The sequence below is a fragment of the Erwinia sp. GW821-FHT03D09 genome, assembly GCF_059420805.1.
This window is the reverse complement of record NZ_JBWKUK010000012.1, coordinates 65,871-78,670: the sequence shown is the minus strand read 5'-3', so window position 1 is coordinate 78,670 and position 12,800 is coordinate 65,871. Positions and strand designations below refer to the sequence as shown.

The following is a 12,800-nucleotide window of genomic DNA, read 5'->3' as shown; positions in this document are numbered from 1 at the left end:
AATCATGACTATTCCCTATACTCGCTGGCCGGATGAGCTGGCCGTACGCTATCGCGCGAAAGGTCACTGGCTCGATCTTCCGATGACGGATATTCTGCAACGTCAGGCTCAAAATACCGCTGTCGCCGTTATCGAAGGCGATCGGTATTACAGCTATCGGCAGCTGGCACAGCAGTCAAACCAACTGGCGGCGGCGCTCCAGCGACGCGGGCTGAAAAGCGGTGATACCGCGCTGGTTCAGCTCGGCAACGTTGCGGATTTCTATATGGTGTTTTTCGCCCTGCTTAAAATCGGGGTGGCACCGGTTAATGCGCTCTTCAGTCACCAGCGTAACGAGCTGGATGCCTACGCTGCGCAGCTGCAGCCATCATTACTGATTGCCGACCGCCTGCATCCGCTTTTCAGCAGTAACGATTATCTACTGCAGCTCAAACAGGCTGTTCCCACACTCAGCGTCATCGCTTTGCGCAATGAACACGGCGTGGCGATGTCGCTGGCGGGGATGGCCGATGAGGCAGTCGAGACCTTCTCGGAAACACCCTCTGCGGCAGATGAAGTGGCCTTCTTCCAGCTTTCCGGCGGCAGCACGGGTACGCCGAAACTTATTCCGCGAACCCACAATGATTACTTCTACAGCATTCGTGGCAGTGTTGAGATTTGCCAGTTTAACAGCAGTACCCGCTATCTCTGCGCCCTGCCCGCCGCGCATAACTATGCGATGAGCTCACCGGGCGCACTCGGTGTCTTTTACGCCGGAGGATGCGTGGTGATGGCGAACGATCCCAGCGCCAACCTCTGCTTCCCGCTGATCGAAAAACATCAGGTCAACGTTGCCGCACTGGTCCCGCCAGCCGTCAGCCTGTGGCTACAGGCTATCCAGGAATGGGGCAGCAACCGCGCTCTGGCCTCCCTGACCCTGCTGCAGGTTGGCGGGGCCAGGCTGAGTGAGTCACTTGCTGCTCGCATTCCCTCGGAAATCGGCTGCCGGCTACAGCAGGTGTTCGGCATGGCCGAAGGGCTGGTCAACTACACCCGTCTGGATGATGACAGCCAGCATATTCTGACCACCCAGGGGCGACCAATCTCTGAAGATGACGAGGTCTGGGTAGCCGATGAGTTCGGCAATCCGCTCCCTGCCGGTACGACCGGCCGCCTGATGACCCGTGGCCCCTACACGTTTCGCGGCTACTACAACAGCCCTGAACATAATGCCGTCAGCTTCGATCGGCAGGGGTTTTACTGCTCAGGCGATCTGATCTCCATCGCTCCCGATGGCTACATCACCGTTCAGGGGCGCGAAAAGGATCAGATCAACCGCGGTGGCGAAAAGATCGCGGCAGAGGAGATCGAAAACCTGCTGCTCCGCCACGCTCAGGTGATCCACGCCGCGCTGGTTTCGATGGAAGACAGTCTGATGGGCGAGAAGAGCTGTGCATTTATCGTGGCAAAGGGTGTGCTAAAGCCGGTGGCACTTCGTCGCCATCTGCGTGAGCTGGGCGTGGCGGAGTTCAAGCTGCCGGATCGCATCGAATGTGTTGATTCGCTGCCCCTCACACCGGTCGGCAAAGTGGATAAAAAACGCCTGCGCCAGCAGCTTGCCCATACTCAGAGCCTCTAATTTTCAGGAGAGACCATGGCTATTCCTAAACTCCAGTCCTATCTGCTGCCTACGCAGGCAGAGCTGCCGGTAAACAAAGTGAAGTGGGATTTTAACCCCGCACGTGCGGCGCTGTTAATTCATGATATGCAGGAATATTTCCTCAACTTTTGGGGAGAAAACAGCCCGTTGATCGATCAGGTAGTGGAGAACATTGCCCGCCTGCGTCAGTTCTGTAAATCTCAGGGCATCCCGGTGTTTTACACCGCCCAGCCCAACCAGCAGAGCGACCAGGATCGCGCGCTGCTGAATGATATGTGGGGCCCGGGTCTCAATAAACATCCCGCTCAGCAGCGGGTAGTCAGCGCGCTGGCTCCGGATGAACAGGACCAGGTACTGGTCAAGTGGCGCTACAGCGCCTTTCATCGCTCTCCACTGGAATCGATCCTTACCGAAAGCGGGCGGGATCAGCTGATTATCTGCGGCGTGTACGCCCATATTGGCTGCCTGACCACCGCAACCGATGCGTTTATGCGCGATATTAAACCGTTTATGGTTGCCGACGCGCTGGCAGATTTCAGCCGCGAGGAACATATGATGGCGCTGAACTATACCGCCGGGCGCAGCGGCAAAGTCGTGATGACGTCTGAACTTCTGCCGGCAACCCTACCCACCACCCAGGCTCAGCTGCGTGCACTGGTTCTGCCACTGCTGGATGACGATGCTGAAGATCTGGATGATGCCGATAATCTCGTGGACTACGGTCTTGATTCTGTACGTATGATGGCGCTGGCCGCACGCTGGCGTCAGGTCCACCCCGATATCGATTTTATCTCTCTGGCCAAAGATCCCAGCATCAATGGCTGGTGGAAGTTCCTGTCACGGGAGCCGGCATAATGTCCACCCGTTTCTATTTTACCGGTAAACAGATCTGGGTTACCGGCGCAGGCCAGGGTATCGGCTACCACACCGCGCTGGCTTTTGTTGCCTCTGGCGCTTCCGTTGTCGGCTTTGATAAACACTTCTCGCAGAGCGATTACCCGTTCCAGCGGGAGATCGTCGATATCGCCGATCCATGGCAGGTGAAACGCGTCTGCGAAAAAGTACTTTCCGATACCCAACATCTCGACGTACTGGTCAATGCTGCCGGTATTTTACGCACCGGTTCTACCGAGGAACTGTCCTTTGCAGACTGGCAGGCCTGCATGGCGGTTAACGCTGGCGGCGCATTTAACCTTTTCCAGCAGACTCTGCCTGTGTTTCGTAAGCAGCGTGCCGGTGCGATAGTCACTGTGGCTTCTAACGCAGCCCATGCACCGCGCATCGGCATGTCGGCTTATGGTGCCTCAAAAGCGGCGCTGCGCAGTCTGTGCATGACCGTCGCCCTGGAAATGGCACCTTATGGCGTGCGCTGTAATATTGTTTCGCCTGGTTCAACAGATACCGCGATGCAGCGCAGCCTGTGGCAAACCCCGGCGGATGAACAGCAGATGATTGCGGGCTATCCGCAGCAGTACAAGCTGGGCATCCCGCTGGGTAAAATTGCCCGCCCTGATGACATTGCCAGCGCGGTGATGTTCCTGGCTTCCGACAGCGCCAGCCATATTATTATGCAGGATATCGTGGTTGACGGTGGGGCAACGCTCGGTGCGTAGTCAACAGATCCGGTGGAAGCGTCAGAGCAACACGGGAGTACTGAACCAGATGGCCGAAGGCAATATGATCGGCGGGTTGGGGATTTGCTTCACCCATCTGACTGAAGATCGTCTGGAAGCAATCATGCCGGTGGATTCCCGTACGCATCAGCCTTTCGGTCTGCTGCACGGCGGTGCCTCGGTGGCTTTAGCTGAATCACTGGGATCGATGGCGGGCTGGCTCTGCTCGCAGCCGGGGCAGAACGTGGTAGGCACAGAAATCAGCGCCAGCCACCTGCGGGGCGTTTTCAGCGGCACGGTACGCGGTGTCTGCCGCGCCTTGAATGTCGGAGCGACCAGTCAGGTATGGCAGATTGAGATCTTTGACGATCGCGATCGGTTATGCTGCATTTCGCGCCTGACCACCGCCATTATCGGCTAATAGAAAATAAACAGGGACGCCGCGGCGTCCCTGTTTTCATCGAAGATTAGCGTTGATAGATGATTTCAACGCCTTCATCGTCTTCATCATCCCAATCGTCGTCTTCTTCAACGGCAGGCTGCGCTTCTTCCAGCTGCTGACGATGGTAGTCGTCCCACATAAACTCCACTTTCTCTGGCTGCTTAGCTTCCAGTTCGGCTTGTTTCGGGTTGGCATTCATAAAGGACATAATGTCCCAGCATAATGCATTAACGCCGACGCGGTTCGCGGCAGAAATCAGGTAGTACTTATCGGTCCAGCCCAGCGCATCAGCAATCGCCTTAGCACGTGCTTCAGCTTCTTCGCTGTCCAGCAGGTCAACCTTGTTGAACACCAGCCAGCGCGGCTTCTGGAAAAGCTTCTCGCTGTATTTTTCCAGCTCCCCCAGAATAACGCGGGCGTTTTCTACCGGATCGCTTTCATCAATCGGCGCCAGATCGATGGTGTGCAGCAGAACGCGACAGCGCTCAAGGTGCTTCAGGAAGCGAATACCCAGCCCAGCACCATCAGAGGCACCTTCAATCAGACCCGGAATATCGGCAACCACAAAGCTCTGCTCGTTGTCCATACGCACCACACCCAGGCTTGGTACCAGCGTAGTGAAGGGATAATCGGCAACTTTTGGTTTTGCAGCGGATACCGCGCGAATAAACGTTGATTTACCCGCGTTAGGCAGGCCCAGCATACCCACGTCTGCCAGCAGCATCAGTTCCAGCTGCAGGTCACGTTTCTCACCCGGCGTGCCCATTGTTTTCTGGCGCGGAGTACGGTTAACGGATGACTTAAAGCGGGTGTTACCCAGCCCGTGCCAACCGCCCTTCGCGACCATCAGCAGCTGCTGGTGATGGGTCATATCGCCAAGCGTTTCACCCGTTCCCTGATCGATAACACGCGTACCGACAGGAACTTTAATAATGATATCTTTACCGCGTTTACCGGTACAGTCGCGGCTCTGGCCGTTTTGACCTCGTTCAGCGCGGAAGGATTTTTCGAAACGATAGTCAATCAGAGTATTCAGGTTTTCGTCGGCCTGCATGTAAACATCGCCGCCGTCGCCGCCGTCGCCGCCGTCCGGTCCACCACGAGGAATATATTTCTCACGACGGAAGCTGACGCAGCCATTGCCGCCGTCGCCTGCTACTGCCAGGATCGTCGCTTCATCAACAAACTTCATTTTACTTCTCCGTCACTCATTCGCCCGTGGCCCAATGCTTTTACACCGGAACGGGATTGCTCCGCCGCGGCCATAAGCGATGACCCATTGCGGAAAATATGGCACCTGGCTGGACACCAGTCACTCCGATTGCGCCCTGAAAATTCAGGATCGAAATGGCAAAAAGTTCGGACCAGCCAGACGATAATAATTCTGAAAACATCAGCGTAAAGACGTCAGTGTCTCTTTTTCACTGACCGATGCCAGCATCCAATGGAAGGAATACCCGTCACCGGCAGCAACACCACTGAACATAAAGTGTACAGCAAAAACAGGATCTGTTGCGAGGCCAGTCGATGCAGTAACATTCCTAACAGGCAGAATGTAAAAAGCCCCGCACTAAGATGCGGGGCTTTTAATTTCGCAGCAAGAAGTGACTTAAAAATCACTCTGCGGCTCGAAAACCTTACTCAGCAACGATGCTGATGTATTTACGGTTGTTCGGGCCTTTAACTTCGAATTTGACCTTGCCGTCTGCAGTTGCAAACAGGGTGTGGTCACGACCGCAGCCAACGTTAGTACCGGCGTGGAATTTAGTACCACGCTGACGAACGATGATGCTACCTGCCAGAACTGATTCGCCGCCGAAACGTTTTACGCCCAGACGTTTTGCATTGGAGTCACGACCGTTACGAGTCGAGCCACCAGCCTTTTTATGTGCCATTTGTCAGATCTCCTCTTAGGCGCTGATGCCAGTGATCTTCACATCAGTGAACCACTGACGGTGACCCTGCTGCTTACGGTAATGCTTACGACGACGGAACTTAACAATCTTGATCTTGTCGCCACGACCGTGAGCAACGATTTCCGCTTTGATCACGCCACCTGAAACTAAAGGCGCGCCGATTTTAACGTCTTCGCCGTTGGCAATCATCAGAACCTGGTCGAACTCAATAGTTTCGCCGGTTGCGATGTCCAGCTTTTCCAGGCGAACGGTCTGACCTTCGCTTACTCGGTGTTGTTTACCACCACTTTGGAAAACCGCGTACATATAAAACTCCGCTTCCGCGCTTGCCTTTTTTTGATTATCAGGCTGCGCTATAAATATTCACAATAGGGCGCGAATTCTACGCAACTTCGCTGCCAATGACAAGTGCCAGTTACGCTGTATTGCAGAAAAAAAACGCAACATGAATGGGACGCTTTCACCGCTGTGTTTTTCAAGTACAATCTGTCATACATTTCATGCCACAGGCACGCGTAAAGGCGCTTATCATACCAGCAAACTGAGCGAGCGATAGCTGAACAGACTGATGAACTTAGAACAGATAAATGAACTTACCGCGCAGGATATGGCGGATGTCAACGCGACAATACTCGACCAGCTGAACTCGGACGTATCCCTTATCAATCAGCTGGGCCATTACATTATTAGCGGCGGTGGGAAACGTATCCGACCAATGATCGCCGTTCTTGCTGCACGCGCTATCAATAATTACGACGGCAAGCAGCACATCGCCGTGGCGGCACTGATCGAATTTATCCACACCGCAACGCTGCTGCACGACGATGTGGTCGATGAATCGGATATGCGCCGGGGTAAAGCAACGGCCAATGCGGCATTTGGTAATGCGGCCAGCGTATTGGTTGGTGATTTTATTTATACCCGCGCCTTCCAGATGATGACCAGCCTCGGCTCGCTGCGTGTGCTGGCGCTGATGTCTGAAGCGGTGAACGTGATTGCCGAAGGTGAGGTTTTACAGTTGATGAACTGTAACGATCCGGACATCACTGAAGAGAGCTACATGCGGGTGATTTACAGCAAAACTGCCCGTTTGTTTGAAGCCGCCGCGCAGTCTTCCGGGATACTCGCTGGTGCCAACACAGAGCAGGAGCAGGCTCTACAGGATTACGGGCGCTACATTGGCACCGCTTTCCAGCTGATTGACGATCTGCTGGATTACAGCGCGGATGGTGCAACGCTTGGTAAAAATGTGGGTGACGATCTTAGCGAGGGTAAACCGACGCTGCCACTGCTGCACGCCATGCGCAACGGTACTCCTGAGCAGGCCAGCATGATCCGTAAGGCTATTGAGGAAGGTAACGGACGCCATTTACTGGAACCAGTTCTGGAAACCATGAACCAATGCGGCTCGCTGGAATGGACGCGTCGTGCTGCCGAGCAGGAAGCGGACAAAGCCATTATCGCCCTGCAAGTTCTACCTGAATCTCCGTGGCGCAGCGCACTTGAAGCTCTGGCTCATATGTCTGTACAACGCGAATTCTGATTGAAAATGCGCGGAAATCCGCGCTTTTCATGATTCATCTTAGCCCTTCCCCCACCGTCTGCCCTGATATTACTGCACAATGTAACGTTACATCATTTGTCTCCACTTTTGCGTAGAGCTACGCAAAACTGGCTCTTTGCATAAAAATTACTGGAAATTAAAGGAAATAAGTTGATATAAAGCTCCTATAAATTCCGTTACTATCGTCAGGGTTAATACGGTAAATACGGATGCGCAGGAAAATACTTTCCCTGTGCAGATTATTTCCTGTTGTTTCCACAAGTGCACAAGGAGAAAGAGCACGTGGCCTATAATTCTCAAGACTGGCATCCTGCCGATATCATTGCCGCCCTGCGTAAAAGAGGCACCACTCTCGCTGAACAATCACGCCGCGCAGGCTTAAGCTCATCAACGCTGGCTAATACGCTATGTCGCCCGTGGCCAAAGGGGGAATGGCTGATTGCCGACGCCCTGGAGATACACCCTGCAGAGATCTGGCCCAGCCGCTATTACGATCCGAAGACAAGGCAGCTGATCGATCGTAAAAAGCTGATCAGAAAATAAAAAGGGCCGGTATTGGAGACCGGCCCTTGTTAAAAGACTACAGACAACGCTTATTCGTCACCGCTGACCCGCTGGATATTGGCACCCAGAGCCATCAGTTTGTCTTCAATATGCTCATAGCCGCGATCGATATGATAAATACGATCGACGATCGTTGTCCCTTCCGCAATACAGCCAGCCAGAACCAGGCTGGCTGATGCGCGCAGATCGGTCGCCATCACCTGAGCACCCGACAGTTTTTCCACACCGTGGCAAATCAGCGTGTTGCTCTCAATTTCACCGTGCGCGCCCATACGTACCAGCTCCGGCACGTGCATAAAGCGGTTTTCGAAAATGGTCTCAGTGATGACTCCGGTTCCCTCTGCTACCAGATTCAGCAGGCTGAACTGCGCCTGCATATCCGTCGGGAATCCAGGATGCGGCGCGGTGCGCACGTTCACGGCTTTTGGACGCTTGCCGTGCATATCAAGGCTTATCCAGTCCTCGCCCACTTCAATATCGGCACCCGCTTCACGCAGTTTGGCCAGCACAGCATCCAGCGTGTCGGGCTGAGCCGCACGGCAGACCACTGCACCACCGGAAATCGCAGCCGCCACCAGGAACGTACCGGTTTCGATACGATCGGGAAGCACGCGATATACGCCGCCGCCCAGGCGCTCAACGCCCTCGATGGTAATGCGATCGCTGCCCGCGCCGGTAATTTTTGCACCCAGCGTATTGAGGAAGTTGGCGGTATCGACGATTTCCGGCTCGCGCGCGGCGTTTTCGATAATCGTTGTACCGGTTGCCAACGTTGCGGCACTCATGATGGTTACCGTGGCGCCCACGCTGACCTTATCCATGACGATATGCGCGCCCTTCAGGCGACCATCGACCGAGGCCTTAACGTAGCCCTCTTCCAGCTTGATCTCAGCACCCAGCTGTTCCAGGCCGGTGATATGCAGATCGACCGGACGCGCGCCAATCGCGCAACCACCGGGAAGCGATACCTGACCCTGGCCAAAACGCGCCACCAGCGGACCCAGCGCCCAGATGGAGGCACGCATGGTTTTCACCAGATCGTATGGTGCACAGTAAACATCAACCTGACTGGCATCCATATGCACCGAGCCGTTACGCTCGGTCTTTACACCCAGCTGACCGAGCAGCTTCATGGTGGTATCGATGTCCTTCAGTTTCGGGACATTCTGAATCTCTACCGGTTCTTCAGCCAGCAAAGCAGCGAACAGGATCGGCAGGGCAGCATTTTTGGCCCCGGAAATTGTGACTTCACCACTCAGCCGGGTTGGACCCTGCACACGAAATTTATCCATTGCAACTGCTCTCTGTTGTCAGACCAAAAATCTGCGGCTCAGCCCGCCCGCATATTATTGCGTGGTGGACAGCTGCCGCTTAGAAACCGTTTAACTTACGGTCACGCGCCCACTCTTCAGGAGTGTAAGTCTTGATTGAAACGGCGTGAATACGGTTGTCCGCAATGTAGGCCATCAGGGGTGCGTAGACCGTCTGCTGCTTCTTCACGCGGCTCAGTTCACCGAATAACTCACCTACGGCAATCACCTGAAAATGGCTGCCATCGCCGGTGACGTGGACTTCCTGCAGCGGTAACGCACTCATAAGTACGGACTGAATTTCACTATTTTCCATGATGCTTTCAAATTCACCTGATAATAAACAGGCACACATATTAGTGGAATCTGCCTTACTCTTAAACAAGCAATAAATGCCAGGATCATCAGAAAAAGGCTAAATGAGAATGAATAGCGCTATACGTCGCTTAGGCCGGTGGAATCGGGGGGATCGAAAAAGAAAGCAAAGATCAACGAACTCAATATGTTCCGCGAGAACACGGCGGCATAAACCGCCGTACTCAGGATCAGCGATTATCGACAATAATTTCCTGAAGATTATACAGGGTAATCAAAGAACGGAGTTTATCGGGGATACCGGTGAAATGAGGCACTTTGCCTTGCTGTAAAGCGATTTGCCGCAGATGAACCAGTAATGCCAGCCCGGCAGAATCAACGCGATCCAGGCTGGATACATCAATAACCTCAGCCTGCTGCATTAATTGATCCCGCTGCTGCCATAGCGGCAGCAGGGTTTCACGCTCAAGCTCACCGCTAAGACGCAGCAGGCCAGAATCGACTGTCCAACTCAGCAAATCTGCCGTCATATTACTCACTGCTGTTTGTCCAGCGTAATCGGCTGTTGCGCGTAGGATTTCAAACGCTCGGTCAAACCATCGATGCCTCTCTGTCGCAGAATGTCACTCCACTCGTTTTGTTTGGTGGTGATCATACTGACCCCTTCGGCAATCATGTCATATGCCTGCCATTCGCCAGTGCGGCTGTTTTTACGCCACTGGAAATCCAGACGCACCGGAGGGCGACCATTTTTATCGATGATGGTAACGCGGATAGCAATGATGTCAGCATTCCCCAGCGGCTGCTCGGGGGCAATTTGGTATGTCTGACCGTTATAAAGCGCCAGAGCCTGGCCATAGGCCTGCGCCAGATAGTCACCAAAAGCGTTAAAATAAGCTTCTCGCTGTGCCGGGGTGGCCTCTTTGTAATAGCGGCCCAGCACCAAAGCACCGGCATATTTTATCTGCACATACGGCAGCAGTTCTTCTTTTACAACCTGACGCAGATAGTTGGGGTCCTGCTTGATCCTGGGCTGCTCATCCTTCAAACGATCGAAGGTTTTTGCTGCCGCTTCATTCATCATCGAATAGGGGTTAGTTTTATCAGCCGCCGCGTTAGCCGCAATCGGGGCAACGATCAGCATTGCCACCATCAGTAAACGTTTAAACATTACTTATCCTCTCCTGAAGTGTTAGCCGCAGCCGGCTGCTCAGAAGCAGCACCGTTGTCATCTGCTTTGTCTGCGCTCTTATCGTTGCCATTTCCACTTTTATACAGGAACTGGCCGATCAGATCTTCCAGCACCATTGCAGACTTGGTGTCCTGCAGCGTGCTGCCATCTTTCAGCGTCGCTGTACCCATTTCCGGGTCATCGAAGCCGATATTCATCGCCAGAAACTGTTCGCCCAGTAAACCTGATGTACGTACTGCCAGTGAACTGGTATCCGGGATATTGTTATACTTTTCATCAATATCCATGGTGACGCGCGGCGAGTAGTTTTTCGGGTCCAGCGTGATATCCGTTACGCGGCCAATCACTACGCCACCCACTTTTACCGGCGATCCGAGTTTCAGGCCGCCAATATTGTCAAAGGTAGCATAGAGTTTCCAGGTCGGTTCATTGCCGAGGGACTTCAGGTCGGCAACGCGCAGACAGAGAAAAACGATCGCGCAAAGCGCTAACAATAAGAAGGCACCTACCCAAATTTCGCTTTTTTTCGTTTGCATCGAATCAATTCCCAAACATCAGTGCCGTAAGCACAAAATCCAGACCGAGTACTGCCAGAGAGGCATGTACCACGGTACGCGTTGTTGCCCGACTAATCCCTTCAGACGTCGGAATGGCGTCGTAGCCGTTAAACAGCGCAATCCAGGTCACGGTAATGGCAAACACGAGGCTCTTAATCACGCAGTTAATAATATCAGTACGCACATCGACCGCATTCTGCATCGCTGACCAGAAGAAACCACTGTCGATTCCCTTCCAGCTCACGCCAACCATCGCACCGCCGAGTATCCCCACGGCGACAAAAATCAGCGTCAACAGAGGCATACTGATCGCCCCTGCCCAGAAACGCGGTGAGACAATACGCCGCAGCGGATCGACCGCCATCATTTCCATGCTGGAGAGCTGTTCCGTGGCTTTCATCAGGCCAATCTCAGCGGTCAGCGCTGAACCGGCCCGTCCGGCAAACAGCAACGCTGTAACCACCGGCCCCAGTTCGCGCAGCAGCGAGAGCGCCACCAGCATCCCGAGACTGGTTTCGGCACCATAGGTATTCAGCACCAGATAGCCTTGCAGGCCCAGCACCATACCAATGAACAATCCGGAAACCACGATAATCAGTAGCGATAATACGCCAACGCTATAAAGCTGCTTTACCAACAGCGGCGCATGCTTGCGAAAACTGGGAACGCCGATAAGTGCATGGAAAAGCATCAATCCGGCACGGCCAAAGGCGGCACAGGTATTAATTCCCTGACGTCCTAATGACGCCAGCGCTCGTAAAAACATCAATATGTTAACTCCCTGAGCCGACTAAATCGTGAAGATAATCTCCCGCCGGGAAACGAAACGGCACCGGCCCATCAGCAATGCCATCAATAAACTGGCGTACGCGAGCATCATTATTCTCTCTCAGCTGAGGTGCCGTACCCTGGGCGATCACTTTCTGGTCGGCAATGATATACGCGTAATCAGCAATACTCAGTACTTCAGGCACATCGTGGGAAACCACAATGCAAGTGACACCCAGCGAATGATTTAGTTCGTCGATAAGCTTTACCAGTACGCCCATCGTGATAGGGTCCTGGCCAACAAATGGCTCATCAAACATAATCAGATCGGGTTCAAGCGCAATGGCGCGCGCCAGCGCAGCACGGCGCGCCATTCCACCGGACAGCTCGGAAGGCTTAAGATTTGCCGCCCCCCGCAGCCCCACCGCTTCCAGCTTCATCATCACCGTACTGTGCAGCAACGCCGCAGGCAGCTGAGTGTGCTCGCGCAGCGGCCAGGCAACGTTATCGAAAACGCTCAGGTCGGTAAACAATGCACCGGACTGGAACAGCATGCTCATTTTTTTGCGGGCGGCATACAAACGGGAACGTGAAAGTGTAGGAATATTTTCACCGTTGAACCAGATTTCACCGCTGTCTGGCGGTATCTGTCCGCCGATCAAACGCAGTAGCGTTGTTTTACCAATGCCAGAGGGTCCCATAATGGCGGTAATTTTCCCTTTGGGCACCGTAAGCGAGATGTTATCGAAAATAGGCCTGTTACCACGGGAGAAACAGACGTCCCGGACATCTACCAAATTCGTTTCCGTCTGGCCCATAATTACCTCGATCCTCAATTCAGGCGCTAAATGTACTTCCGATGGTAACGCATTAACCGCCGGACTGGACACTTTTACAGAAACTTACTGCAATCACTTCGC

16 protein-coding genes are annotated in these 12,800 nt (G+C 53.8%); 6 read left to right on the top strand and 10 right to left on the bottom strand.

Translation table 11 applies throughout. The features are described from left to right. Nucleotides 1-4: 4 nt before the first annotated feature. Genes AC07U6_RS13775 through AC07U6_RS13760 form a run of 4 tightly spaced genes read left to right on the top strand, consistent with a single transcriptional unit; the run spans nt 5 to nt 3,673 of the window. Complete coding sequence (locus AC07U6_RS13775) at nt 5-1,618, top strand: (2,3-dihydroxybenzoyl)adenylate synthase (RefSeq protein WP_494761383.1); 1,614 nt, start codon at nt 5-7, stop codon at nt 1,616-1,618. 15 nt (nt 1,619-1,633) lie between these two features. Beyond that, nucleotides 1,634-2,494: an isochorismatase family protein gene (locus AC07U6_RS13770; RefSeq protein ID WP_494761382.1), complete on the top strand. Its 861-nt coding sequence runs from the start codon at nt 1,634-1,636 to the stop codon at nt 2,492-2,494. Then, entirely contained in the window at nt 2,494-3,252 is a 759-nt protein-coding gene (dhbA, locus tag AC07U6_RS13765; RefSeq protein WP_494761381.1) for a 2,3-dihydro-2,3-dihydroxybenzoate dehydrogenase, read from the top strand. Before AC07U6_RS13770 ends, dhbA begins: the two co-directional genes overlap by 1 nt. A 7-nt stretch (nt 3,253-3,259) precedes the next feature. Next, complete coding sequence (locus tag AC07U6_RS13760; RefSeq protein WP_494764420.1) at nt 3,260-3,673, top strand: hotdog fold thioesterase; 414 nt, start codon at nt 3,260-3,262, stop codon at nt 3,671-3,673. A gap of 46 nt (nt 3,674-3,719) precedes the next feature. On the opposite strand, the gene cgtA is transcribed toward AC07U6_RS13760, so the two are convergent. The 3 genes from cgtA to rplU form a co-directional block, all read right to left on the bottom strand. Further along, nucleotides 3,720-4,886 (bottom strand): Obg family GTPase CgtA, encoded by a 1,167-nt coding sequence (cgtA, locus tag AC07U6_RS13755; RefSeq protein WP_494761380.1) that lies wholly within the window; start codon nt 4,884-4,886, stop codon nt 3,720-3,722. 445 nt (nt 4,887-5,331) lie between these two features. After that, entirely contained in the window at nt 5,332-5,589 is a 258-nt protein-coding gene (gene rpmA, locus AC07U6_RS13750; protein ID WP_017349604.1) for a 50S ribosomal protein L27, read from the bottom strand. A gap of 15 nt (nt 5,590-5,604) precedes the next feature. After that, nucleotides 5,605-5,916, bottom strand: coding sequence for a 50S ribosomal protein L21 (gene rplU / locus AC07U6_RS13745; RefSeq protein ID WP_004155106.1), 312 nt, complete (start codon nt 5,914-5,916; stop codon nt 5,605-5,607). 262 nt (nt 5,917-6,178) lie between these two features. Here rplU and ispB point away from each other — a divergent pair, with 262 nt between their 5' ends. Together ispB and AC07U6_RS13735 are read left to right on the top strand one after the other, a co-directional pair. After that, on the top strand, nt 6,179-7,153 hold the full coding sequence (ispB, locus tag AC07U6_RS13740; protein WP_494761379.1) for an octaprenyl diphosphate synthase: 975 nt from the start codon (nt 6,179-6,181) through the stop codon (nt 7,151-7,153). Nucleotides 7,154-7,456: 303 nt separating this feature from the next. After that, on the top strand, nt 7,457-7,717 hold the full coding sequence (locus AC07U6_RS13735; protein WP_494761378.1) for a helix-turn-helix domain-containing protein: 261 nt from the start codon (nt 7,457-7,459) through the stop codon (nt 7,715-7,717). A 50-nt stretch (nt 7,718-7,767) separates the two neighbouring features. Here AC07U6_RS13735 and murA read toward each other — a convergent pair whose 3' ends face one another. From murA to mlaF, 7 genes are all read right to left on the bottom strand, one after another. After that, complete coding sequence (gene murA, locus AC07U6_RS13730) at nt 7,768-9,030, bottom strand: UDP-N-acetylglucosamine 1-carboxyvinyltransferase (RefSeq protein WP_494761377.1); 1,263 nt, start codon at nt 9,028-9,030, stop codon at nt 7,768-7,770. 79 nt (nt 9,031-9,109) lie between these two features. Continuing rightward, nucleotides 9,110-9,364, bottom strand: a complete 255-nt coding sequence (gene ibaG / locus AC07U6_RS13725) for a BolA family iron metabolism protein IbaG (protein WP_105593107.1) — start codon at nt 9,362-9,364, stop codon at nt 9,110-9,112. A gap of 229 nt (nt 9,365-9,593) precedes the next feature. Then, nucleotides 9,594-9,893, bottom strand: coding sequence for a lipid asymmetry maintenance protein MlaB (gene mlaB, locus AC07U6_RS13720; RefSeq protein ID WP_494761376.1), 300 nt, complete (start codon nt 9,891-9,893; stop codon nt 9,594-9,596). 5 nt (nt 9,894-9,898) lie between these two features. After that, the gene (gene mlaC / locus AC07U6_RS13715; protein ID WP_494761375.1) at nt 9,899-10,534 is read right to left on the bottom strand and encodes a phospholipid-binding protein MlaC; all 636 of its coding nucleotides are present in this window, start codon (nt 10,532-10,534) and stop codon (nt 9,899-9,901) included. Then, nucleotides 10,534-11,091: an outer membrane lipid asymmetry maintenance protein MlaD gene (gene mlaD / locus AC07U6_RS13710; protein ID WP_494761374.1), complete on the bottom strand. Its 558-nt coding sequence runs from the start codon at nt 11,089-11,091 to the stop codon at nt 10,534-10,536. The genes mlaC and mlaD overlap by 1 nt, the downstream gene beginning before the upstream one ends. Nucleotides 11,092-11,095: 4 nt before the next feature. Beyond that, a complete protein-coding gene (mlaE, locus tag AC07U6_RS13705; RefSeq protein WP_105592927.1) occupies nt 11,096-11,878 on the bottom strand; it encodes a lipid asymmetry maintenance ABC transporter permease subunit MlaE in 783 nt (260 codons plus the stop codon). Nucleotides 11,879-11,885: 7 nt separating this feature from the next. Continuing rightward, complete coding sequence (mlaF, locus tag AC07U6_RS13700; protein WP_105592926.1) at nt 11,886-12,698, bottom strand: phospholipid ABC transporter ATP-binding protein MlaF; 813 nt, start codon at nt 12,696-12,698, stop codon at nt 11,886-11,888. Nucleotides 12,699-12,800 lie beyond the last annotated feature (102 nt).